The organism is Pseudomonas sp. GW821-FHT01A09 (assembly GCF_058986725.1).
This window is the reverse complement of record NZ_JBYSWB010000004.1, coordinates 56,324-78,159: the sequence shown is the minus strand read 5'-3', so window position 1 is coordinate 78,159 and position 21,836 is coordinate 56,324. Positions and strand designations below refer to the sequence as shown.

The window sequence follows — 21,836 nt, the reverse complement described above, 5'->3', positions numbered from 1 at the left end:
GCGCGGGGAGTGTAGTGAGGGGGCTTGCCCCCGACAGGCATTGTCAAGCTATCAGATCTGTGAGTGTCGGCCGGTGATATGGGTGTGCAGGATGGATCATCTATTCCAGCGCCAGGTATCACGGATATGAAAACCATGATTGGTCGGCCGTATTTGTTGCAATGTGATGGTGAGCAGTCAGTGCTTTCCAGTGGTTCTGGGTTACGGCGCGCATATGTCTGCTTTGGTTGGAGTCCTTTCGGCGCAGCGCTACAGCTTGGGTTCAATGGCGTTTTGCAGGAATCGGCAGGCGGGTATCTTTTGGGGAATGGCTATCGATTATATTCGCCTGTGTTGGCGCGGTTTGTGGGGCCAGACAGCTTGAGTCCTTTCGGGGATGGCGGAATCAACAGTTATATGTACTGCGGTGCAGATCCCATTAATAAGCAAGATAAGAGCGGGCATTTTCCGGTTCCGGCAGGACGAATTCGGCGATCTAAGAGCTTGCCAAGTCTCTTCGCTAGGGCTCTGCCTGACCCCAAGGTCGTCAAGGCCACTAAGACAAGTCTTGCATCAAGCTCGCGGAAAGCGTCATCGGCGATGGCTCACCTAAATGACGTTGAGAGATGGAGTGTGCTGCGCGACTCGTTCAGGAAATTTGAAAATGTTCCAGAAAAAACGCTACAAGGCCCTTACGTTATCAGGGAATTAGTTGATGAGCGTGCCGGTATCCAGTCCGCTTTTGGTGACATGTTCCCAAATTACAACATCAGAACTGGTCTGCACAAATCAGCCACTTTTCAGATTGGGTTTGTGGGTAACGACACGTTTGCGCTGCATGTATTGCTGCAAGAAATGAATAAGGCGAAGCCTCTGAAGAGGAATATGAACTCTATCCGCAGATCATCCTTTTGAGCGGGCGTCCATGCGGCGGCTTGACGATCATGTGGATGTTGATGGCGACGCCCTTGTAGTCGATCTGAACAGCTTGAGGGCAGTGAGAGAGAGAGCGGGGGCTCACATCTTTCGAAATTTGTACGAAAAAAAACCGGCGCCTAAGCGCCGGTTCGTCATGCGTCGATACTAATCACTTCTCGCTAGCCAGCTTGTGTTCCAGGTAGTGAATATTCACACCACCCTCACAGAAGCCTTTGTCGCGAACCAGATCCCGGTGCAGCGGGATGTTGGTCTTGATGCCGTCGACCACGATTTCGTCCAGCGCATTGCGCATGCGCGCCATGGCTTCGTCACGGTCTTTGCCGTAGGTGATCAGCTTGCCGATCAACGAGTCGTAGTTGGGCGGGACCGCATAGCCACTGTACAGGTGCGAATCGACGCGAACGCCGTTGCCGCCTGGGGCGTGGAAGTGCTTGACCGTGCCTGGGCTGGGGATGAAGGTACGCGGGTCTTCGGCGTTGATCCGGCACTCTAGCGAGTGACCACGGATGACGACGTCTTCCTGGGTATACGACAGCTTGTTGCCAGCGGCGATGCTGAGCATCTCCTTGACGATGTCGATACCGGTGACCATTTCCGACACCGGGTGTTCGACCTGGACGCGGGTGTTCATTTCGATGAAATAGAACCGGCCGTTTTCGTACAGGAACTCGAAGGTGCCAGCGCCGCGGTAACCGATCTCGATGCACGCCTTGACGCAGCGGGCGAAGACTTCCTGGCGCGCGGTCTCGTCGATGCCCGGTGCCGGCGCTTCTTCGAGAACCTTCTGGTGGCGACGCTGCAGCGAGCAGTCACGGTCGCCCAGATGGATGGCGTGGCCCTGGCCGTCGGATAGCACTTGCACTTCGACGTGGCGAGGGTTGGTGAGGAATTTTTCCAGATAGACCATCGGGTTGCCGAACGCGGCACCGGCTTCGGTGCGGGTCAGCTTGGCCGAGGCGATCAGGTCTTCTTCCTTGTGCACCACGCGCATACCGCGACCACCGCCGCCGCCAGCGGCCTTGATGATCACCGGGTAGCCGACTTCACGGCCGATGCGCAGGGCGGTTTCTTCGTCTTCGGGCAATGGGCCGTCGGAACCTGGAACGGTCGGTACGCCCGCGGCGATCATGGCGTGCTTGGCCGAGACCTTGTCGCCCATCAGGCGAATGGTGTCGGCTTTCGGGCCGATGAACGCGAAGCCAGAGTTTTCCACCTGTTCGGCGAAGTCGGCGTTTTCCGCGAGGAAGCCGTAGCCTGGGTGGATCGCCGTGGCGCCGGTCACTTCGGCGGCCGCGATGATGGCCGGGATGTGCAGGTACGACAGGTTGGCAGGCGCCGGGCCGATGCACACGGACTCGTCGGCCAGGCCCAGGTGCATCAATTCCTTGTCGGCCTTGGAGTAGACGGCGACGGTCTTGATGCCCAGCTCTTTGCACGCACGCAGGATTCGCAGAGCGATCTCACCGCGGTTGGCGATCAGTACTTTTTCCAGCATTGCTGCCTTCTCCTTATGGAGCTGCGCCGTTGAGCCGCAGCGGCATGGGTCAAACGATGGTGAAGAGAGGCTGGTCGTATTCAACCGGCTGGCCGTCTTCCACGAGGATCGATTCGATCACACCGCTGGTTTCAGCTTCGATGTGGTTCATCATCTTCATCGCTTCGACGATGCACAGGGTGTCGCCTTTCTTCACGGTCTGGCCGACTTCAACGAAGGCTGGCGAGGCTGGGGAAGATTTGCGGTAGAAGGTACCGACCATTGGCGAGCGCGCCACGGTGCCATTCAGTTTTGGCGCGGCAGGAGCTTCGGCGGCGGCCGGTGCGGCAGCGGCAACCGGCGCGGCGGCAGGTGCTGGCATCGGAGCTGGGGCGTAATACTGCTGGGCTGGGGTCTTGCTGTGGCGGCTGATCCGTACGGATTCTTCGCCTTCCTTGATTTCCAGCTCGTCGATGCCGGATTCTTCCAGCAGCTCGATCAATTTTTTGACTTTACGAATATCCATTAATCATCAACTCCCAAGGGTCGGTCAGGGGCGTGGTGTGTTCTGCCTGGGCGTCCCGGCGTGCCAGCGGCTTGGGCTGGCGCCAGGGGCGCGGATCACGGTGCAGCCTGTGAAGGCCGTGGCCGTGACAGCGGAAATCGTTGTATGTGCACACGGTTGAAAAAAAGCACATCGAAGAGTGGGATGCTCAGCAATCGCGACGCGTCACGTCCCTGATTGCCGGGCAGTGAAAAAACTGCCAGTGCGCAGCGGCTCGAAGCGTCAACAACCTTGCCATTCGCTACCCCTTCTCGTGTTCGTCTGTGTGGTGCGCGGCGACTATGCCGCAAAGCACTGCCAACTGTCCAGTTAAGCACAATAGCCTGCACGTTGAGCGATGATTGCGCAAAGTGCGTGACTATATGGGTGGATTCGGTCACGTCCTTGGCTGGCGGCCCCTGTTTGAGGCGGTTGCGCGCTTTTGCAGCGCGGAGGTACGGACGGTAATCAGCGAGGCAGTTTGGCGAGAAAACTTTTCGCATCTATTTCGCCGACGATGCGCGACGTTGTCGATTCCTGACCCTGAGCATCGAAAAACAGCAGGGCGGGAGGGCCGAACAGCTTGTAGCGATCGAGGAGTGCCCGTTGTTCGGCGTTGCTGTCGGTCATGTCCAAGCGCACCCGCTGATAGGGTGCCAGGCCGGCGATGACCGCGGGATCGGTCAGCACTTCGTGTTCGATGACCTTGCAGCTGATGCACCAGTCGGCGTACCAATCCAGCACCAGCGGCCGCCCGGCGGCTTTGGCCGCAGCGAGGGCGCTGTCGAGTTCCGAGCTGCTGGTGATGGTCTGCCAATTGCTGCCGGCCGGCTGGGCCGCACCGCCGCTCGCCAGTGTCGCACCGGCACTGCCCAGTGGCTTGAATGGATCGCTCTGGCCGCTGAAGGCGCCGAACCAGCAGGCCAGGGCGTAGCTCAACAGCAACAGACCGCCCAATTGTGCGATGCGCTGGCGCGGGGTTTTGAAACCGAACTCCAGCGCGCCGAGGAACAGCCCGACTCCCGCCGCCAGCAGCCCCACCAGCAGCAGGGTGATCGGGCCTGGCAGTACGCGGCTCAGCAAGCCCACCGACACCGCCAGCAGCAGCACGCCGATGGCGTTCTTGACCGAGAGCATCCAGGCACCGCTTTTCGGCAGCCAGGCCGCGCCGCCGGTGGCCACCACCACCAGCGGCACGCCCATGCCGACCCCGAGGGCGAACAGTTTCAAGGCGCCGCCCAGCACATCGCCGCTGGCGCTGATATACACCAGTGCGCCCGCCAGCGGCACCGAGACACAGGGCGAGACCAGCAGGCTGGAGACCACGCCCAGCACGGCGGCGCCCCACAGCGATCCGCCTTGAGTGTTATCAGCGATGCGCTCCAGGCGGCTGCTCAGCGCCTGGGGCAGCTTGAGTTCGAAGGCGCCGAACATGGCGACGGCGAACACCGCGAAAATCAGCGCGAACGGCACCAGCACCCAGGCCGACTGCAGGCGCGCCTGCAGGTTGAACTGCGCGCCGAACAAGCCCATCAAGGCGCCCAGCACGGCGAAGCAGGCTGCCATCGGCAGAGCATAGGCGAGGGACAACGCGAAGCCGCGCAGGCCGCTGACCTGGTCGCGCAGGACGATGCTGGAAACGATCGGCAGCATCGGCAGCACGCAAGGGGTGAAGGTCAGGCCGATACCGGCCAGCAGATACAGCAGCAGTTCGTGCCAGCTCCAGCCTGCGGGAGCGGTCAGGCTGGCGGCGTTGCTGGCGCTGGCCGGTGGAGTGCTCACCCCGCCCTTGCCGTCGACGCTCAGACGCTGGGTTTCCGGCGGGTAGCACAGGCCCTTGTCGGCGCAGCCCTGATAGGTCACCACCAGGGTGAAGGGCCCTTGCGCGCTGGCCGGGCGGGGCAGGGTGACGTCGATGATGCCGTGGTACACCTCCACATCGCCGAAGTAGTCATCGTGCTTCTTCTCGCCGGCTGGCAGTTGCGCGGCGCCCAGGCCGATGTCCGCAGGCTCGGTGCGGAACTGAAAGCGATGCCGGTACAGGTAATAACCATCGGCGGGGATGAAGCGCAGGGTCAGGTGATCCGCCGTGCTTTCGCGCAGCTCCAGCCGAAAGGCTTCGCGCACCGGCAGAAAATCGCTGCTGTTGTTCAGCGATGAGGCACCGAGTACCGAGGTCGGGCGGCTGTCGAGCAGGCCTTCGCCCACGGCAGGCAGAGCGAAGGCGAGGAGAAGAAGGAAGAACAGGCGGCGCATGGCGGTCTCGCAAAGCAGTAGAACGCCCATCATAACCAACCCGGGATTATGTGGCTGTTAACTAAGCTTCATCGGCACGACGCTGATGTGTCGAGGACGGCTCAAACCACCCGCACCACCTGATTGCGCCCGGCGCGCTTGGCGCTGTACAGCGCCTCATCGGCCATGGCCGCCATCATCAGGCTGTCGAGGCGTTCATTGAACTGCACGACGCCGGCGCTGAAGGTGCACGAGAGGTCCTGAGGCTGCGCCGGGTAATGGATCTCGGCAAAGCGCTCGCGGATATCGTCGAGCACACCGCAAGCGGCGTCGAGATCGGTATCGGGCATCACGATGGCGAACTCTTCGCCGCCATAGCGGCCAATGAAGTCGGTCTTGCGCAAGCGCTGCTTGAGTAACAGCGCCAGGCTCTTGATCACTCGATCGCCCATGGGGTGGCCATGACCGTCGTTGACTTTCTTGAAGTGGTCGATATCGAGCATGGCGAAGCTCAAGGGCTTGCGTTCGCGCACCGCGCGGTAGCTGCAATCTTCGAGCAGCTGCAGGATATGGGTGTGGTTGTACAGCCCGGTCAGGCTGTCACGCACCATCCGCGCCTTGAGATGGCGCGCGCGGGCGGCGCGGTTGCGCACCGTGGTGATCAAGTGCCGCGAGCGGATCGGCTTGGTGAGGAAGTCGTCGCCGCCCTCGCTCATGGCGTCCAGCTGTTTGTCCAGGTCGTCTTCGGCCGACAGGTAGATGATCGGCACGCTGACGTAGCGATCGTTGTGGCGGATGACCTTGGCCAGCTCGGTGCCGGTGCAGGTGGGCATGTACATGTCGAGGATGATCAGGTCGGGCTGGAAGTCCGCCAGCTCGGCCATGGTCTGAATCGGGTCGGTCAAGGTGCGGGTGACGATGCCGGCGCCGTTGAGCAAGCGCTCGGTGTGCATGGCCTGGGCGCGGGAGTCGTCGATGACCAGCACTTTATAAGGCTCGTACTGCGCCACCGAGGTCAGGGTTTCGATTTTTTCCAGCAGGCTCGAGGCTTCCAGGGCGCCGGTCAGGAACTCCTGGCCACCGGCACGCACGGCGGCCAGGCGGGTGGGCGTGTCGGTTTCGTGCAGGCTGAAAAACAGCAATGGCAGTTTGTCCTCGAGGCCCTGCTGGACCTGCGCCGCCAACTGCAAACCGCGACCCACGCCACCGAAATCGACATCCATGACGATCGCCGACGGCAGGCGCTCGGCGATGGTCGCCAAAAATGCCGTCGGCGTCGCCAGTGCTTGGGCGCTGAGCCCGAAGAACTCCAGCTGGCGCGCCAGGCGCTCGGCGCGCTCGGCATCTTCGAGCAGCACGAACAGCGGCTTGCGCAGTGGCGGCAATGGCGTGTCGTCGAGCTGATCACCTTGGCGCAGGCCGGTGCGCGACAGCCGTTGCATCAGCCGATTGAGCTCGCTGATCAACTCGCTGCTGAGCCGGCCGCCATTCGCCTCGACCGCTTGCAGGCAGTTGCAGATACCTGCGGCAAGCACCACGTGCTCCGGTTGCTCGAAGCGCTCGCCAAAGCGCTGCAGGCGCAGGCTGGCGTCGTACAGTTCGAGTTGGCCGCTGCTTGACCATTCGCCCAGCTGCAGGCGCTGCCAGATCTCGAGGATCTGGCGTGCCTGGTGGATGACTCGCTGAGCAAAATGCTGCCTGAGTCGATCGCGATTGGGTTCGACGGGTTCTTTCATGGCCGATTAGGTATCTGGATGATCGAACGACTTGGGATGGTGGCTCTATGCTAGCACTTCTTTCTTGGGCATTCCGTGTCACACGTCACTTTGTAACCTGATTTTAATTATTCAATCCATGACCAGTCAGTCGGGTATGTCCGATGGTCCGCTTGATTTATAGTGCACGACTGCTGTGGTACGGCTGTCGCGCCTGCATGGCTTGCGCGTCGCAGTGGGGGCAACAATGTTCGCTGCGCTAAGGCACCCTGCGGGTACATGGCGGTCGAACCCCATGAACTCGGCGATTGAAAGGATAAAAACGATGCTGGACTGGAAAAACCGCACGGACAAGGGCGAGGCGCGCACTAGCGCCAGCACACCAGGCACCTCTCGCGGCGGGTACTGGAAGACCCTGTTTCTGAGTCGTGCCCTGCTGTCGCTGGTGGCGGTGTACCTGATCGTCACCGGCCTGCTTGGCTGGTACTGGAGCCAGGAGCCCGCGCTGTTCCCGGTCCAGCAGGATGCTCAGGCTGCCGCCCAGCGCGACGGCCGGCAGATGGTGGTGGGCTACACCACGGTCGAAACCCTCAAGGAAGTCGCCGGCACCTTGCTTGACAAGCCGGGCGGTTACCTGTCCAACGATCGCTTCCCGCCGGGTGTATGGCTCGACAATATCCCGAGCTGGGAATTTGGCGTACTGGTCCAGGTGCGCGACATGAGCCGGGCGCTGCGCAAGGATTTCGCGCGCTCGCAGTCGCAGTCGGCAGAAGATGCGGATCTGGCCCAGGCCGAGCCGCGCTTCAACTTCGACAACCGCAGCTGGATGTGGCCATCCAGCGAGTCCGAATTCCAGCAGGGCATCAACTCCCTGAGCCGCTATCAGGCGCGGCTGTCCGATCCGGCGCAGAAGAACGCCCTGTTCTATGCCCGTGCCGACAACCTCAACAACTGGCTGGGTGATGTCGGTACGCGCCTGGGCTCGTTGTCCCAGCGCCTGTCGGCCAGTGTCGGCCGGGTCAAGCTCAACCGTCCGTTGCAGACCGATGTGCAACTGGCGCCGGGCGAAGTGCCGCAGGTCGACGAGTCGGTGGAAGAAACCCCATGGCTGCAGATCGACAACGTGTTTTATGAAGCGCGCGGTCAGGCCTGGGCGCTGTCCCACCTGCTGCGTGCGGTCGAGGTCGACTTCGCCGACGTACTGGCCAAGAAGAACGCCACGGTCAGCGTGCGCCAGATCATTCGCGAGCTGGAGGCCTCCCAGGAGCCAGTCTGGAGCCCGATGATCCTCAATGGCAGCGGCTTCGGCATCCTCGCCAACCACTCGCTGGTCATGGCCAACTACATTTCCCGCGCCAACGCCGCAGTCATCGACTTGCGCCAACTGCTGTCGCAGGGCTGACCGGTGGCCTGCGAGCGGGAGGCCGCCCACCGGGCCGCCTCCGACGCCGAACTGGTCGCCTGGGTCGACGAGAACGACCAGCTGCAAGGCGAGCTCGAGCGCGCCCAGTTGCGCGAGCGAGGCTTGATCGGCCGTGGCACCTTTATCCTGCTGTTCAATTCCGCTGGCGAGTTGTGCGTGCATCGGCGCACTTTGAGCAAGGCGATCTACCCCGGTTATTGGGACGTGGCGGCGGGCGGCATGGTCCAGGGCGACGAGAGCTACGCCGAGTCGGCGGCCCGGGAGCTTGAAGAGGAACTGGGCGTCAGCGGCGTGCCGCTCACGGCTCACGATCGCTTCCTGTTCGATCAGCGCGGCAATCGGCTCTGGTGCGCGGTATTTTCGGCGGTGTGGGATGGGCCACTGCGCTTGCAGCCCGAAGAGGTGCTGGAGGCCAGGTTCATGCCAGTGCAGCAGGCGTTGGCCGAGAGCGAGGTCATGGATTACTGTCCGGACTCGATCGCCGCCTTGCACCGAGTGCTGGCCGAGCGCGCACTTCTGTAGCGAGGGGGCTTGCCCCCGAAAAATCCACCATCCACATCGATGTGCCAGACTCGGGCCTGTTTCGGGGGCAAGCCCCCCCGCTACAGGGAGGAGCAAGGTCGCATTTTGCCCCGACGATGGCGCATCAGCGCACTTAGCAGCGCCGACATTTGCCGTTACACTAGCGCGCCATGGTTCACCTCAGCAGAGGGGTCATTTTGGCCAAGAAAGCTTCATCCTTCGCCGCACTCGGCGGCCTGGTGTTTTCCACCGACAGCGGCCGGCATTGCCCCGACTGCCGCCAGCCCGTCGACGCCTGCACCTGCAAGCAGACCGCTATCCCCGAGGGGGATGGCATCGCCCGCGTGCGCCGCGAAAGCAAAGGCCGCGGCGGCAAGACGGTGACCACCGTGACCGGTGTGCCCCTGGCGTCGGACGCGCTCAAGGAGCTGGCGTCGACTCTCAAGCGTCGCTGCGGCACCGGCGGGGCCCTCAAGGACGGCGTGATCGAGATTCAGGGCGAACATGTCGAGCTGCTGCTGGCCGAGCTGACCAAGCTGGGCTTCAAGGCGAAGAAGTCAGGCGGCTGAGGTCGCACTTTCTAAACTTGGCGGGTGAGCCAGGGTCTACCCTGCAACGCGTCAACAATCGTCATCTTTATTTTCTACGCTGAGCGGCCCGCTGGCCGGGCAGTGATATCCGACTTCTCACAGGGGACCTAGATGTCCGTACGACGCACACGCAAAGACGATGGCAGCCAATGGACCGTGGCCGACAGCCGCAGTGTTTACGGGATTCGCCATTGGGGCGCGGGCTATTTCGCCATCAGCGAGAACGGCCGTGTCGAAGTTCGTCCCAATGGGCCGGACAGCACGCCTATCGATCTCTACGAGCAGGTTCAAGAGCTGCGTAAAAGCGGTCTTTCGCTGCCGTTGCTGGTGCGCTTCCCCGACATCCTGCAAGACCGCGTGCGCCAGCTGACTGGTGCCTTCGACGCCAACATCGCGCGTCTCGAATACCAGTCCCAGTACACCGCGCTGTACCCGATCAAGGTCAACCAGCAGGAAGCGGTGGTCGAAAACATCATCGCCACGCAGAACGTCTCGATCGGCCTCGAGGCTGGCTCCAAGCCAGAGCTGCTGGCGGTGCTGGCGCTGGCGCCCAAGGGCGGGACCATCGTCTGCAACGGTTACAAGGACCGCGAGTTCATCCGCCTGGCGCTGATCGGCCAGAAACTGGGACACAACGTGTTCATCGTGATCGAGAAGGAATCCGAGGTCGCGCTGGTGATCGAAGAGGCTGCCGAGCTCAAGGTCAAACCGCAGATCGGCTTGCGCGTGCGGCTGTCGTCCCTGGCGTCGAGCAAGTGGGCCGATACCGGCGGCGAAAAATCCAAGTTCGGTCTGTCCGCTGCGCAGTTGCTGTCGGTGGTCGAGCGTTTCCGCGCCGCCGATCTGGACCAGGGCATCCGCCTGCTGCACTTCCACATGGGCTCGCAGATCGCCAACCTGGCGGACTACCAGCACGGTTTCAAGGAAGCCATCCGTTATTACGGCGAACTGCGCTCGCTGGGCCTGCCGGTCGATCACATCGACGTCGGTGGCGGCCTGGGCGTCGACTACGACGGTACCCACTCGCGCAACGCCAGTTCGATCAACTACGACATGGACGACTACGCCGGTGTCGTGGTGGGCATGCTCAAGGAATTCTGCGATGCGCAGGGCATGCCGCATCCGCATATCTTCTCCGAAAGCGGCCGCTCGCTGACCGCGCACCACGCCATGCTGGTCGTACAGGTGACCGACGTCGAACGCCATAACGACGAAGTCCCGGTCATCGAAGACAAGGCCAGCCTGCCGGAAACCCTACAGTGGCTGGTGGACCTGCTGGGCCCGACCGATATCGAAATGGTCACCGAAAACTACTGGCGCGCCACGCACTACATCAGCGATATCGCCACCCAGTACGCCGACGGCAAGGTCACCCTGGCGCAGAAGGCCTTGGCCGAGCAGTGCTACTTCGCCGTCTGCCGGCGCCTGCACAACTCGCTCAAGGCTCGCCAGCGTTCGCACCGCCAAGTGCTCGACGAGCTCAACGACAAGCTCGCCGACAAGTACATCTGCAACTTCTCGGTGTTCCAGAGCCTACCTGACACCTGGGCCATCGGCCAGGTGCTGCCGATCCTGCCGCTGCATCGCCTCGATGAAGAGCCAATGCGCCGCGCCGTGCTGCAAGACCTGACCTGCGACTCCGATGGCAAGATCAAGCAGTACGTCGACGAGCAGAGCATAGAGACCAGCCTGCCGGTGCACGCGGTCAACGAGGGTGAGGATTACCTGCTGGGTATCTTCCTGGTGGGCGCCTATCAGGAGATCCTCGGCGATATGCACAACCTGTTCGGTGACACCGACTCGGTGAACATCTACCAGACGCCTAACGGCAGCGTGTACCACGCCGGTATCGAGACCCACGACACCATCGAGGACATGCTGCGCTACGTGCACCTGTCGCCCGAGGAGTTGATGACTCACTACCGCGACAAGGTCGCCAGCGCGCGCATCACCCCGCGCGAGCGTACCCAGTATCTGGACGCGCTGCGTCTGGGCCTGACTCGCTCCTCGTACCTGTCGTCGTAAGCCGATGCTCAGGGTCCTCGGCGTAGCGATGATGGCAATCGTCATGGCTGCGCTGAGCGGCTGTTCTGGCCTGCAACTGCTGGACAGCATCACGCCGTCCAGCGGCTACACCCGCACCGCGGACATCGCCTACGGCAACGATCCACGCCAGCGTCTGGATGTCTACCGTCCGCTGCAGGCCGCCGAAGGACGACCGGTGGTGGTGTTCTTTTACGGCGGCAGTTGGAACAGCGGCGCCCGTGGGCAATATCGCTACGTGGCGCGCGCCTTGGCCAAACGCGGAATCACCGTGGTAGTCGCCGACTATCGCCTGTACCCACAGGTGCGCTACCCCGCCTTTCTGGAAGACAACGCCCAGGCCGTCGGCTGGACCCATCAGCACATCGGCGAATATGGCGGCAATGCTCAGCGTTTGTTCCTGATGGGGCACAGTTCCGGGGCCTATAACGCCGCGATGCTGGCGCTCGATCCGCGCTGGTTGCACGCGGTGGGCATGCAGCCGAGGGATCTGCAGGGCTGGATCGGTCTGGCCGGGCCCTACGACTTCTTGCCGATCGAGAACCCGGAGGTGAAGCCGGTGTTTTTCTTTCCGGATTCACCGCCTGATTCCCAGCCGATTCACGTCAGCGCCGGTGCTGCGCCGGCTTTGCTGATCGCCGCCAACTCGGACAGCTACGTCGATCCGCAACGCAATACCGCGGGCCTGGCCGCGCGGCTGCGTGCTGACGGGGTGCCGGTGCAAGAGCGTTATTACGCTCGGGTCAATCACATGACCCTGGTGGGCGCCTTTGCCTGGCCGCTGGCCTGGATGGCCCCGGTCACCGCTGAAGTGGTGCGCTTTGTCGAGACGCCCCGGTAGCGAGGGGGCTCGCCCCCGAAAACCCATCAGGCACCTCGAAGTGCCTGACTGGCCATTAGTCGGGGGCAAGCCACCTCGCTACAGGTATGAAGGCGTCAGTCGAACCAGGCGTGCCGTTGCTGCAAGCGCCAGGCGATGATGCCTTGGGTGATCGCCCGCAGTGCCATGAACAGCAGAAAGCTGAGCCACAGCCCGTGATTGCCTAGCCCTTGGGTGAGCCAGCCGACCGGCAGCACCAACAGCAGGCTGATGACCATGCCGTTGCGCATCTCCCGGGCGCGAGTGGCACCGATGAACAGCCCGTCCAGCAGGTAGCTCCACACCGCGATCAGCGGCAACAGCGCCAGATAGGCAAGGTAGTGGTCCGCGGTCTCGCGCACCGCGAGGATATCGGTCTGCAGGGCAATGAACAAATCCCCGCCGAGCAGGAAAAATACCGCGAACACCAGGCTGGCGAGCAATGACCAGCCACCGGCCACCACCATCGAGCGCCTCAGCGCCAGGCGATCACGGGCTCCGATCGCGTGGCCGCACAAGGCTTCTACCGCATGGGCCAGGCCGTCCAGCGCCTGGGCGGTCAGCAACAGGCCATTGAGCAACAAGGCGTTGGCGGCCACCGTGGCATCGCCCAGACGCGCGCCCTGTACGGTGATCAGGTAGAACACCGCCTGCAACGCCATGCTGCGGATGAAGATATCGCGGTTGACCGTCAGCAGCGGCTGCCAGCTGCGCCACAGCTTCAGTGCGGCCCAGGCCATGTGCCCTGGATAGGCACGCAATGCCGGGCGCGTGAGCCACAAGCCGATCAGCACCGCGACCCACTCGGAAATCACCGACGCCTGGGCGCAGCCCACCACACCCCAGTCCAGCCCGAGCACGAACCACAGGTTGAGGACGATATTCAGGCAATTGGTGGTTAGCACCATGATCAGCGGTGCGCGAGCGTTCTGGGTGCCGAGGAACCAGCCAACCAGTGCATAGCTCGCCAGGGCGGCGGGCAGGCCGAGCAGCCGGGTATGGAAGAAGTCGAGGGTGCTTTGCAGCAGTTCCGGCGACGGGTGCATCAGCTCCAGCGATGCGTGCACGAACGGCCCGGCGCAGATGGCCAGCACTGCGGTGAGCAGCAGTGCGAGCAACAACCCTTGTACCAGCACCTGGCGCAGGCCGCCGCCGTCATCGCGTCCGGCGGCCTGGGCGGCGAAACCGGTGGCGCCCATGCGCAGGAAACCCATGGACCACGCCAGCAGGCCGTACAGGCTGCCTCCTACCGCCACGGCGCCCAGTTGATGGGCGTGGGGCAGGTGGCCGATCACGGTGCTGTCGACCAGGGTGACCAGGGGGCCGGAAAGATTGGACAGGATCATCGGCGCTGCCAACGCCCAGACCCGGCGGTGGGTCGGGCGATCGCGCCAGTCATTGAGTAGTTGGGACATGCAGGCTCCTCACGGGCCCGCATTGTAGCGAGGTGTCAGGCGGTTGTGGATGAATCCAAAGGGGCTGGATTCGTCCTCCTGTGGGAGCAGGGCTTGCCCGCGAAAGCGTCAGCCCAGGCACCAGCTATTTCAATGCACGTTCAATGCACGATCCAGCTCAACAACCACAGCCCCAGCACTGCCCAGATAATCCCGCTGATGATGGCGGCGCGCATGAACGCGCGAACCGCCGAATACAGAAACACCAGGCCGACGATCAGCGCAGCGATGCTGATCAGTGACGTGTCCATCCCCAACGTACGCGCCAGGCCGTCGACGAAGTTGCCACCGGCATGCCCGAGCATGTTGAAGAACCAGCCGAAGGTATCGATGATGAATTTGATCACTGCGCCGAATGCCTGACCCAGCCATTCGAAAAAGCTTTCTACATACATGGAGAGTGTCGTCCTGATGAAAGTGCCGGAGTGTGCGCCGGATCTCAGCCTTGGGCCATCTGATGGCACCGCGAGTTCCCCGACTGCCCTGGCACATTACCAGCTAGGCACTATGGACGGCTCCCGCCTCAATGCACCCACGCCAGCGCCGCCAGGAACCCGGCCAGCAGGAAGGGCGCCACGGGCAGGGTGGTCTGCGCCTCGGGGCCGAGATTGGCCAGGCGCAAGCGCCACTTTTTGTTGAACAGCTTCCACAGCTTCGGCATCACCAGCATCCAGGCGGCGGCGAGCACCCCGGCGCCCACCAGCGTGCCGATCAGGTGCAGTTCATCGGTGGCAAGGGCCAGGGTGCCGAGCAATTTGACGTCTGCGGCGGCCAGGCGGCCCATGAGGTGGGCGGGCAGGGTCAGGGCCATGCTCAGCGCCAGGGCGAAAGCCCCTTCCGGCACGCTGGCGCCCATCCAGGTGTGGCCCGTGGTGAACAGATACAGGAGTGCACAGAGGCCACCTCCCAACGTCAGCCCATCGGCGATCTGCCGCAGGCGAATGTCCTGTTCAGCACACAGGGTGAACCAGATCAACAAGACGAGGCTTTGCATCGGGTAATACACGTCCCTGGGCAAGCGTTGGATCGGAAAGCTCTGGATCAAAAAGCCGGGCTTTGCCTGGCGGTGTTTCAAACACCCCCCTTATCGATTTAGTACGCAAATGTTGCCCGGTCAAGCCCGCCACTCAAATCCTCGTCATGAAGGTCAGCTTCATTACCGCGGCGGGTAGTTGGACATGATCAAGCCCACGCTCTTGGCAATGCTCGCACTGCGCTCCGCCGGGCCTTGTGGCGCATCACTGAGCACGCTGTCGCGGCTGCCGCGCCATACCAGCTTGCCGTCGCGGGCGTCGAGCAGGTCGACCTGCAAGGTGGCGACGCGGTAGTCCACGGTGCGGGTCTCGTTATAGAAACCTGCGCCCCACGGCCCTCCCCAGGGACCACCCCAGGGTCCGCCATAGGGTGTGCTGATCTGCTGCTGACGAACGTCGACGATGTAATACGCCTGCACCAGAACATCAGGTTTGGCGTTCGGCTGCGCGGCACGCAAACCGCGCTGTTCGAGCTGATCGCCGACCGATTGGCGAATGCGTTGCTCGGTGAGGTCGCTCTTGATGCGCGGGTCATCCGGCCGATACTGCAGCGCCGGGGACTTCCACGCCCAGCTGCGATAGGCGCCGAAGTCACGGCTGGCATCGAAGTCGAGGTTGGCTTGCTGGGTCTGGCAGGCCGTCAACAGCAGCGCAAAGGCCAATAACGCAATACGACTGAACATGGTGTGTCTCCACGAACTCAACTGGGAGGATAGGCCATCAGGGCTTTTTCCACGGCTTGGCGCAATGCGTCGGCGCGCTGGCTCTCACTGCCCTGGGTGCCGGTCTCGGCGCTGGCACTCCACAGGGGTTGGCCGCTGGTGCCATCGTACAACTGGATGCTGACGACCAGTACCTGCACTTCATAAGTGCGTGTTACTGGTGGTGGCCCATAGGCTCCATAACCATAGGGGCCGCGCGGACCATAGCCTGGGCCATAACCGCCACCATAGCCGTAATCCTCGGTCACTTGTTGCAAGCGACGTTCGACGTGCAGGTTGGCCGCCACGCGCAGATCCGGGATGCCGCTGCGGGCCGGGCGCAGGCCGCGTTGGTCGAGGCCGTTGCTGACCGCCTCGGCGATCTGCGCCGGATCGGCGAAGTTGCTGCCGGTGGGCAACTGGTTGTTGACCCAGGCCCAATTGCGATAGCGCCCGTAATCGCGCGGCGCGGCAGGATAGGCGCTGGCATCGAAGGTCTGCGCAGCCTGCGGCGGCGCAGGAGGCAGCGGATTAGAGCTGGCGACGTAGGGATTGGGGCTTTGGCATGCGGCCAGGCCCAGGCACAGCAACGCGACAGCGAAACGGCGTGGCATCAGGGTTCTCCCGTCAATCGGCGAGCGGCCGACAGATCCAGTGCAGATAACGCCCCAGCCCGGCGAAGGCCGGATGTCGGCGGTGAGCCAGTTCCATATCCAGTAGGTCGGCTAGCGCTGCCTTATCCTGGAAGTCCCTGGGCATGTAATCGTGAAAAACCCGCACGCCGCTGGTGGATTCGACCCGCCAGGCGCTGGCGAGTTGCGTGGCCAGTTCGCGCGGGTCCAGAGGCATCTGCGGGGTCAGGCTTTGTTTCATGCCGGCCAGGCTGTCGCCGCGCAATTTGCGGAAGTGCCCTTTGAGTAGATTGCGATAGACCAGCGCGTCGCGGTTGTAGAACGCCAGCGACAGCCAGCCATTAGCGGCGGTGAAGTGCTGCAGCACCGGCAGAATGGCATGAGGTTCGGCGAGCCACTCGAGCACGGCGTGGCAGATCACCAGGTCATAGCGCGCGTCCAACAGGTCGGGCAGTTCCTGCCAGGGCGCATGGACGAAAGTGGCCTCGAGCCCAGCGTCGGCGAAGCGCTGACGTGCGCCCTCGAGCATGGGCGCCGCAGGTTCGGCGAGCGTCACCGCGTGCCCTTGCTGCGCCAGCCACAGCGACATATGGCCCAGGCCGGCACCGATATCGAGCACCCGCAGCGGCCGTGCGGGCAGTGCTTCGCGCAGATCGGCCTGGAGCACCGCCAGGCGAATCGCGCCTTTGGCACCGCCATAGATCTTTTCGGCGAAGCGCGTCGCCAGTTCATCGAAGTGACGGTCTTTCATTTGGCGAAGCGCCGTTCGCTGTCGGCGAGCTTGCTGCGCACCACGGCGTCCATGTCCAGCCCCAGTTCGCTGCACAACAGCAACAGGTAGAGGACGATATCGCCCACTTCCTGGCCAGCGTGAGCCAGTTGCTCGGGGGCCAGGCTGCGCGATTGGTCTTCGCTGAGCCACTGGAAGATTTCCACCAGCTCGGACATTTCCACGCTGGCGGCCATGGCCAGGTTTTTCGGGCTGTGGAATGGGCGCCAGTCGTTGTTATCGCGGATGCGATGCAGGCGTTCGGTGAGTTCGACGAGGTTCATGGGGCAGGCTCCTGAAGGTGCATAGCTTCAGGGGGAAACGGCGCCGAATCAAGCGCGCTCGCTCAGCCTTCATGGCGAATTTATGCGAGCAGGCTGCTCCACGCGGAAATCAACAGGACCACCGCCAGGATCTTGTTCAAGCGGCCAAGGGCAGCGGGGGATTTGAGCCAGCGCGCGGAGCCGGCGCCGAGCAAGGCCCAACTGCCCATGCACGGGATGGCCACGAGGAAAAACGCCAGAGACAGCCACGCCACTTCGCGGCCCTGATCCGTCGCGCTGGTGGTGAACACGCTGATCACCGCCAGGGCCATCATCCAGGTTTTCGGATTGACCAGTTGCAAGCTCGCGGCGTCGACCAGACCGAACTTGCGCGAGGTGTCCTTGGCGGCCAGCGCCTCGGTGGGGCTGGAGTAGATCTTCCAGGCCAGCCAGGTCAGCCACAGCAGGCCGACGACGGTCATGGCCAGATGCACGCCCGGTAGTTTGAGCAACGACTCGCCCAGCCCGGTGCCCACCGCCAGGACCAGCAAGGCCGCCCCGCCGCAAGCGCCCAGCACACTTGGCAGTGACGCCAGCAGGCCATACCGGGCGGCGTTGCTGAGCACCAGAATGTTGGTGGGGCCCGGTGTGATCGAGGAGACGAAGGCAAACAACAGGAACGGCAGCAAGGTAGCGGGCATGGCGGTCAGGCTCTGTGGCGTGATGAAGGCGCCATGGTGCCCGGGAGGACGCGCTCAGTCTGGAAGGTTTGAGCAGCGCTTGCGGTAGGCCGCCGGGCTGATGCCATAGGCGCGCACGAACCAGCGGCCGAGGTGGCTCTGATCGGCGAAGCCGAGGTCGCTGGCTACTTGCGCGGGGAAGTCGCCGTTGGCCAACTGGCGACGCGCCTTGGCCAGGCGCAGTTGCACCAGGTAGGCGTGGGGCGGCAGGCCGAAGGCGGCCTTGAACGCCCGGGTCAGGCGGAAACGGTCGATGTTGCAGGCCTGCGCCAGTTCGTCGAGACCGACATCCTGGTGGACGTTGGCCTGCAGGTAATCCCGGGCACGCAGGGCCACCAGTGGCAGGCGCGGGTCCGGATTCTGTCGCTGGCGCCAGTGCAGATGGCTGGTCAGCTGTTCCAGCAGGCGATCGAGCGCACTTTGCCGCACGATCAGCAGTTCCTGACCGTGCAGGGCGGCGAAAGCGTCAGCGATGGCCTGACTCAGGCGCGGGTCGCGGGTGAGGTTCTGCGCGAACGTCAGCACCTGTTGCGCAGGCGCGTCCTCGAACAGCTGGCTCAGCTCGCGCTCGAACCACTGCGGCTCGAGGTAGAGCATGCGATAGGTGAAGCCATCCTCGGTGGGTGCATCGCCATCGTGAATCTCTCCCGGCTCCAGCAGGAATATCTGCCCTGGCGTGCTGGCGTACTTCTGCCGTCGGCAATGAAACTGCTGCACGCCTTGCTCGGTAAAGCCCACCAGGTAGCTGTCATGCCAGTGTGGATCGTAGGCATGACCCTTGAAATGCGCGCGCAAGGTCTCGATCCCGGTGCTCCGGTCCTGGCTGAGATCGATCCAGTTGTGTGCGTTCATGGGCTTGAAGGGGCGGTGATGGCGGTAAATAGTTATCGAGGGATACGGTGCGCCAGTCTAGAAGTTTTGTGCAAGTCCAGGGCGACCAGATGGCAGGCGCCATCTGGTCGGTGGCCGTCAAGCCGGGCTGGTAGCCTCTTCATCGCCGCTCAAGACCCCGGACTTCAACCGGTTCGAGTAGTTTTCCGCCATGATCGAGCAGACGATCAGCTGCAGCGGGTGGTAGATCATGATCGGCAGCAGGATCAGGCCCAGGCCGGGATTGTTGCCGAAAATCAGCGCGGCCATTGGCGCACCGGCGGCCAGCGACTTCTTGCTCGCGCAGAACACCGCCGCCACTTCATCGGCGTGCTTGAATTTCAGCAGTTTGGCGGTCCGGGTGGTCAGCGTGAGGATCAACGCCAGCAGGATCGCTACGCCGACAAAGGCGGTGAGAATCACCGAAGTGCCTTGCTGGTGCCACATGCCCGAGGTCATCGAACCGCAGAACGCCGAGTACACCAGCAGCAGGATCACCACCTTGTCGATGATGTTGGTGTAGCGCTTGTGGCGGGCGAAGAACTTGCCGAACCACGGCCGCACCAGTTGCCCCAACACCAGCGGCAGCAGGAGCATGGCGCAGAGGTCGACCAGCGTCGAGCCAAGGTCGATGCCACCCGCGCCGGAGCCGAGCACCAGGCTCACCAGCCATGGGGTGATGAAAATGCCCAGGACGCTGGAGGCGCTGGCATTGAGAATAGCCGCCGGTACGTTGCCGCCCGCGCTGCCGGTCAGGGCCACGGAGGAGGAGATGGTGGATGGCAGTGCGCACAGATAGAGGAAGCCGAGCATCAGCAGCGCCGGTATCTGCGTGCCCAAGGTGACTTTGCATAGCAGCCACAGCAGCGGGAACACCACGAAGGTGAAGCCTTGCACCATGATGTGCAGGCGCCAGTTCTTCAGGCCATGGCCAATCTGCTCGCTGGACAGGTTGACCCCGTGCAGGAAGAACACCAGGAACACGCCGACATTGATCACCACGTCGGCATGCATGGCGCCGCCCTTGCTGCCGAAGGTCGGGAACAGATAGGCCAGCAGGGTGGCGATCAACATGCCGCAGAGGAACCAGTCGGTTACCACGCGTTTGAAATGACGAAAGATATGCATGACAGGACCTGAAGCGGATTTGTAATTGAGGTGCAGCGAGCATAACGTGGCAGCACATCCACCGTCTTGCGACATAAGGCCAATCGATGCCGACTAACGGACATCTTGGCGAGGCCCGCAGCGTCCCCGCCCTCAACTGCCTGCCCCGTCCACTCTACGCCCGCGCCGAGAGTCTGCGGGCCGGTTCGTGGACGCCACGGCATCGGCATGCCTGGGTGCAGTTTTCCTACGCCATCAGCGGCGTGTTGGGTGTGCACACCGACGAGGGCAGCTTTTATGCCCCGCCCCAATGGGGCGTCTGGATCCCTGGCGGCCTGGAGCACGAGGTCACTACCTCGACCCGCGCCGAGATGCGCAGCCTGTACGTCGGCATCGAGCACTCCCGTTGGGCACCGTCGCGCTGCCGCGTGCTGGAAGTCACGCCATTGGCCCGAGAGATGATCAAGACCTTCTGCGAGCTACCCGTGGAATATCCTCAGGGCGATACCGCAGAGTCGCGGCTGGTGGCGGTGCTGCTGGATCAACTGGCGGGCTTGCCTGAAGTGCAGTTCTCGGTGCCATTGCCCCAGCACCCGCGGTTGCTGTCGGTGTGCAACGCGTTGATCGAACACCCGGACAATGCCTTGACTCTGGGCGATTGGGCGACGCGCATGGGCACTTCGGAAAAAACCTTGATGCGCTGGTTCCAGAAGGAAACCGGGTTGAGCTTTCGCGCCTGGCGCCAGCGCATGCGCCTGTTGTCGTCGCTCAACATTCTCGAGGATGGTGCAAACGTTACCCGCGCAGCGCTGTCCAGTGGATATGAGTCGCCGTCGGCCTTCATCGCGGCATTCAAAGGCCTGTTCGGCGCCACCCCAGGTGAGCTGTTCAAGCCGTGAGTTGCGGATTTTCAACGAAATTGGCCGATGCTTTGCATTCTGTAATCACGGTAAGGTCGGAATCCTTGTCGGGCTGTGAGAGGATGGCTCGTCAATCGAGAGCATTTCGCGTGTTTGGCCACAAAGGACCCAGAATAAAAGCTGATGAAGACTCCAAAACGCATTGAACCCCTGGTCGAGGACGGCCTGGTCGACGAAGTGCTGCGTCCACTCATGAGTGGTAAGGAAGCAGCGGTCTATGTAGTGCGCTGTGGTAAAGAACTGCGCTGCGCCAAGGTCTATAAGGAGGCCAACAAACGAAGTTTTCGCCAGGCGGCCGAGTATCAGGAAGGCCGCAAGGTGCGCAACAGTCGCCAGGCGCGGGCCATGGCGAAGGGCACCAAGTACGGGCGCAAGGAAACCGAAGACGCCTGGCAGAATGCCGAGGTAGCGGCGCTGTTCCGGTTGGCCAACGCGGGCGTGCGGGTGCCCAAGCCATTCGATTTCCTCGATGGCGTGTTGCTGATGGAACTGGTGGCCGACGAATACGGGGATGCCGCGCCGCGGCTGAACGATGTGGTGCTGGAGCCTGATCAGGCCCGTGAATACCACGAGTTCCTGATCCGTCAGATCGTGTTGATGCTCTGCACCGGTCTGGTGCATGGCGACCTCTCCGAGTTCAACGTGCTGGTCGGTCCGTCGGGGCCGGTGATCATCGACTTGCCCCAGGCGGTGGATGCCGCCGGCAACAACCACGCGTTCAGCATGCTGGAGCGCGATGTCGGCAACATGGCCAGTTACTTCGGGCGCTTTGCGCCGGAGCTCAAGCAGACTCGCTATGCCAAGGAAATGTGGGCGTTGTACGAAGCCGGCTCGTTGCACCCCGGCAGTGTGCTCACCGGCGAGTTCGCCGAAGAGGATATCGAGGCGGATGTCGGTGGCGTGATGCGCGAAATCGAAGCCGCGCGGCTCGATGAGGCTCGCCGTCAGGCCATTCGGGCGGCCGACGACAAGCCGGCCGACAAGTCCGAAGAACCGCCGCCGCCCTGGATGCAGTAAGGCGGA

At 62.9% G+C, this 21,836-nt stretch carries 22 protein-coding genes; 8 read left to right on the top strand and 14 right to left on the bottom strand.

Going from position 1 to position 21,836, the window contains the following annotated elements; translation table 11 throughout:
* The first annotated feature begins 126 nt into the window (after positions 1 to 126).
* Positions 127 to 894, top strand: coding sequence for an RHS repeat-associated core domain-containing protein (locus AC3WJP_RS06510; protein ID WP_493720580.1), 768 nt, complete (start codon positions 127 to 129; stop codon positions 892 to 894).
* Positions 895 to 1,066: 172 nt separating this feature from the next.
* Here AC3WJP_RS06510 and accC read toward each other — a convergent pair whose 3' ends face one another.
* The 4 genes from accC to AC3WJP_RS06490 all read right to left on the bottom strand — a co-directional run bounded on the left by accC (position 1,067) and on the right by AC3WJP_RS06490 (position 6,907).
* Entirely contained in the window at positions 1,067 to 2,413 is a 1,347-nt protein-coding gene (accC, locus tag AC3WJP_RS06505; RefSeq protein WP_493720581.1) for an acetyl-CoA carboxylase biotin carboxylase subunit, read from the bottom strand.
* Between the two features lie 49 nt (positions 2,414 to 2,462).
* Positions 2,463 to 2,918, bottom strand: a complete 456-nt coding sequence (accB, locus tag AC3WJP_RS06500) for an acetyl-CoA carboxylase biotin carboxyl carrier protein (protein WP_493720582.1) — start codon at positions 2,916 to 2,918, stop codon at positions 2,463 to 2,465.
* A 486-nt stretch (positions 2,919 to 3,404) separates the two neighbouring features.
* Positions 3,405 to 5,192: a protein-disulfide reductase DsbD gene (locus AC3WJP_RS06495; RefSeq protein ID WP_493720629.1), complete on the bottom strand. Its 1,788-nt coding sequence runs from the start codon at positions 5,190 to 5,192 to the stop codon at positions 3,405 to 3,407.
* Between the two features lie 101 nt (positions 5,193 to 5,293).
* On the bottom strand, positions 5,294 to 6,907 hold the full coding sequence (locus AC3WJP_RS06490; RefSeq protein WP_493720583.1) for a diguanylate cyclase: 1,614 nt from the start codon (positions 6,905 to 6,907) through the stop codon (positions 5,294 to 5,296).
* Positions 6,908 to 7,211: 304 nt separating this feature from the next.
* On the opposite strand from AC3WJP_RS06490, the gene AC3WJP_RS06485 reads away from it, so the two are divergent.
* The 5 genes from AC3WJP_RS06485 to AC3WJP_RS06465 all read left to right on the top strand — a co-directional run bounded on the left by AC3WJP_RS06485 (position 7,212) and on the right by AC3WJP_RS06465 (position 12,305).
* Positions 7,212 to 8,288, top strand: coding sequence for a DUF2333 family protein (locus tag AC3WJP_RS06485; RefSeq protein ID WP_493720584.1), 1,077 nt, complete (start codon positions 7,212 to 7,214; stop codon positions 8,286 to 8,288).
* A gap of 3 nt (positions 8,289 to 8,291) precedes the next feature.
* Positions 8,292 to 8,831, top strand: a complete 540-nt coding sequence (locus AC3WJP_RS06480) for an NUDIX hydrolase (protein WP_493720585.1) — start codon at positions 8,292 to 8,294, stop codon at positions 8,829 to 8,831.
* A 197-nt stretch (positions 8,832 to 9,028) separates the two neighbouring features.
* Complete coding sequence (locus tag AC3WJP_RS06475) at positions 9,029 to 9,400, top strand: translation initiation factor Sui1 (protein ID WP_493720586.1); 372 nt, start codon at positions 9,029 to 9,031, stop codon at positions 9,398 to 9,400.
* Between the two features lie 132 nt (positions 9,401 to 9,532).
* The gene (speA, locus tag AC3WJP_RS06470) at positions 9,533 to 11,446 is read left to right on the top strand and encodes an arginine decarboxylase (protein ID WP_493720587.1); all 1,914 of its coding nucleotides are present in this window, start codon (positions 9,533 to 9,535) and stop codon (positions 11,444 to 11,446) included.
* 43 nt (positions 11,447 to 11,489) lie between these two features.
* Positions 11,490 to 12,305: an alpha/beta hydrolase gene (locus AC3WJP_RS06465; RefSeq protein WP_493720588.1), complete on the top strand. Its 816-nt coding sequence runs from the start codon at positions 11,490 to 11,492 to the stop codon at positions 12,303 to 12,305.
* A gap of 95 nt (positions 12,306 to 12,400) precedes the next feature.
* Here the strand turns inward: AC3WJP_RS06465 and AC3WJP_RS06460 are convergent, their stop codons facing one another.
* The 10 genes from AC3WJP_RS06460 to AC3WJP_RS06415 all read right to left on the bottom strand — a co-directional run bounded on the left by AC3WJP_RS06460 (position 12,401) and on the right by AC3WJP_RS06415 (position 19,914).
* Positions 12,401 to 13,738: an MATE family efflux transporter gene (locus AC3WJP_RS06460; protein ID WP_493720589.1), complete on the bottom strand. Its 1,338-nt coding sequence runs from the start codon at positions 13,736 to 13,738 to the stop codon at positions 12,401 to 12,403.
* A gap of 140 nt (positions 13,739 to 13,878) precedes the next feature.
* Positions 13,879 to 14,172 (bottom strand): hypothetical protein, encoded by a 294-nt coding sequence (locus AC3WJP_RS06455; protein WP_493720590.1) that lies wholly within the window; start codon positions 14,170 to 14,172, stop codon positions 13,879 to 13,881.
* Positions 14,173 to 14,300: 128 nt separating this feature from the next.
* Entirely contained in the window at positions 14,301 to 14,771 is a 471-nt protein-coding gene (locus AC3WJP_RS06450; RefSeq protein WP_493720591.1) for an A24 family peptidase, read from the bottom strand.
* Positions 14,772 to 14,933: 162 nt separating this feature from the next.
* Positions 14,934 to 15,494: a DUF4136 domain-containing protein gene (locus AC3WJP_RS06445; protein ID WP_493720592.1), complete on the bottom strand. Its 561-nt coding sequence runs from the start codon at positions 15,492 to 15,494 to the stop codon at positions 14,934 to 14,936.
* A gap of 17 nt (positions 15,495 to 15,511) precedes the next feature.
* Entirely contained in the window at positions 15,512 to 16,126 is a 615-nt protein-coding gene (locus tag AC3WJP_RS06440; RefSeq protein WP_493720593.1) for a DUF4136 domain-containing protein, read from the bottom strand.
* Between the two features lie 13 nt (positions 16,127 to 16,139).
* Entirely contained in the window at positions 16,140 to 16,895 is a 756-nt protein-coding gene (locus AC3WJP_RS06435; protein ID WP_493720594.1) for a methyltransferase domain-containing protein, read from the bottom strand.
* Positions 16,892 to 17,197, bottom strand: coding sequence for a MazG-like family protein (locus AC3WJP_RS06430; protein ID WP_493720595.1), 306 nt, complete (start codon positions 17,195 to 17,197; stop codon positions 16,892 to 16,894). Before AC3WJP_RS06430 ends, AC3WJP_RS06435 begins: the two co-directional genes overlap by 4 nt.
* 80 nt (positions 17,198 to 17,277) lie before the next feature.
* Positions 17,278 to 17,877, bottom strand: coding sequence for a LysE family translocator (locus AC3WJP_RS06425; RefSeq protein WP_493720596.1), 600 nt, complete (start codon positions 17,875 to 17,877; stop codon positions 17,278 to 17,280).
* Between the two features lie 54 nt (positions 17,878 to 17,931).
* The gene (locus tag AC3WJP_RS06420; RefSeq protein WP_493720597.1) at positions 17,932 to 18,768 is read right to left on the bottom strand and encodes an AraC family ligand binding domain-containing protein; all 837 of its coding nucleotides are present in this window, start codon (positions 18,766 to 18,768) and stop codon (positions 17,932 to 17,934) included.
* 117 nt (positions 18,769 to 18,885) lie between these two features.
* Positions 18,886 to 19,914: a bile acid:sodium symporter family protein gene (locus AC3WJP_RS06415; RefSeq protein WP_493720598.1), complete on the bottom strand. Its 1,029-nt coding sequence runs from the start codon at positions 19,912 to 19,914 to the stop codon at positions 18,886 to 18,888.
* A gap of 86 nt (positions 19,915 to 20,000) precedes the next feature.
* Here AC3WJP_RS06415 and AC3WJP_RS06410 point away from each other — a divergent pair, with 86 nt between their 5' ends.
* Positions 20,001 to 20,792, top strand: a complete 792-nt coding sequence (locus AC3WJP_RS06410; RefSeq protein WP_493720599.1) for an AraC family transcriptional regulator — start codon at positions 20,001 to 20,003, stop codon at positions 20,790 to 20,792.
* Positions 20,793 to 20,936: 144 nt separating this feature from the next.
* Complete coding sequence (locus tag AC3WJP_RS06405) at positions 20,937 to 21,830, top strand: PA4780 family RIO1-like protein kinase (RefSeq protein WP_493720600.1); 894 nt, start codon at positions 20,937 to 20,939, stop codon at positions 21,828 to 21,830.
* Positions 21,831 to 21,836: the final 6 nt, after the last annotated feature.

Bases quoted from the DNA above. Each gene is read 5' to 3' on its own strand.
- AC3WJP_RS06510 (WP_493720580.1), top strand. From the start codon at position 127: ATGAAAACCATGATTGGTCGGCCGTATTTGTTGCAATGTGATGGTGAG.
- accC (WP_493720581.1), bottom strand. From the start codon at position 2,413: ATGCTGGAAAAAGTACTGATCGCCAACCGCGGTGAGATCGCTCTGCGA.
- accB (WP_493720582.1), bottom strand. From the start codon at position 2,918: ATGGATATTCGTAAAGTCAAAAAATTGATCGAGCTGCTGGAAGAATCC.
- AC3WJP_RS06495 (WP_493720629.1), bottom strand. From the start codon at position 5,192: ATGCGCCGCCTGTTCTTCCTTCTTCTCCTCGCCTTCGCTCTGCCTGCC.
- AC3WJP_RS06490 (WP_493720583.1), bottom strand. From the start codon at position 6,907: ATGAAAGAACCCGTCGAACCCAATCGCGATCGACTCAGGCAGCATTTT.
- AC3WJP_RS06485 (WP_493720584.1), top strand. From the start codon at position 7,212: ATGCTGGACTGGAAAAACCGCACGGACAAGGGCGAGGCGCGCACTAGC.
- speA (WP_493720587.1), top strand. From the start codon at position 9,533: ATGTCCGTACGACGCACACGCAAAGACGATGGCAGCCAATGGACCGTG.
- AC3WJP_RS06465 (WP_493720588.1), top strand. From the start codon at position 11,490: ATGGCTGCGCTGAGCGGCTGTTCTGGCCTGCAACTGCTGGACAGCATC.
- AC3WJP_RS06460 (WP_493720589.1), bottom strand. From the start codon at position 13,738: ATGTCCCAACTACTCAATGACTGGCGCGATCGCCCGACCCACCGCCGG.
- AC3WJP_RS06455 (WP_493720590.1), bottom strand. From the start codon at position 14,172: ATGTATGTAGAAAGCTTTTTCGAATGGCTGGGTCAGGCATTCGGCGCA.
- AC3WJP_RS06450 (WP_493720591.1), bottom strand. From the start codon at position 14,771: ATGCAAAGCCTCGTCTTGTTGATCTGGTTCACCCTGTGTGCTGAACAG.
- AC3WJP_RS06445 (WP_493720592.1), bottom strand. From the start codon at position 15,494: ATGTTCAGTCGTATTGCGTTATTGGCCTTTGCGCTGCTGTTGACGGCC.
- AC3WJP_RS06440 (WP_493720593.1), bottom strand. From the start codon at position 16,126: ATGCCACGCCGTTTCGCTGTCGCGTTGCTGTGCCTGGGCCTGGCCGCA.
- AC3WJP_RS06435 (WP_493720594.1), bottom strand. From the start codon at position 16,895: ATGAAAGACCGTCACTTCGATGAACTGGCGACGCGCTTCGCCGAAAAG.
- AC3WJP_RS06430 (WP_493720595.1), bottom strand. From the start codon at position 17,197: ATGAACCTCGTCGAACTCACCGAACGCCTGCATCGCATCCGCGATAAC.
- AC3WJP_RS06425 (WP_493720596.1), bottom strand. From the start codon at position 17,877: ATGCCCGCTACCTTGCTGCCGTTCCTGTTGTTTGCCTTCGTCTCCTCG.
- AC3WJP_RS06420 (WP_493720597.1), bottom strand. From the start codon at position 18,768: ATGAACGCACACAACTGGATCGATCTCAGCCAGGACCGGAGCACCGGG.
- AC3WJP_RS06415 (WP_493720598.1), bottom strand. From the start codon at position 19,914: ATGCATATCTTTCGTCATTTCAAACGCGTGGTAACCGACTGGTTCCTC.
- AC3WJP_RS06410 (WP_493720599.1), top strand. From the start codon at position 20,001: ATGCCGACTAACGGACATCTTGGCGAGGCCCGCAGCGTCCCCGCCCTC.
- AC3WJP_RS06405 (WP_493720600.1), top strand. From the start codon at position 20,937: ATGAAGACTCCAAAACGCATTGAACCCCTGGTCGAGGACGGCCTGGTC.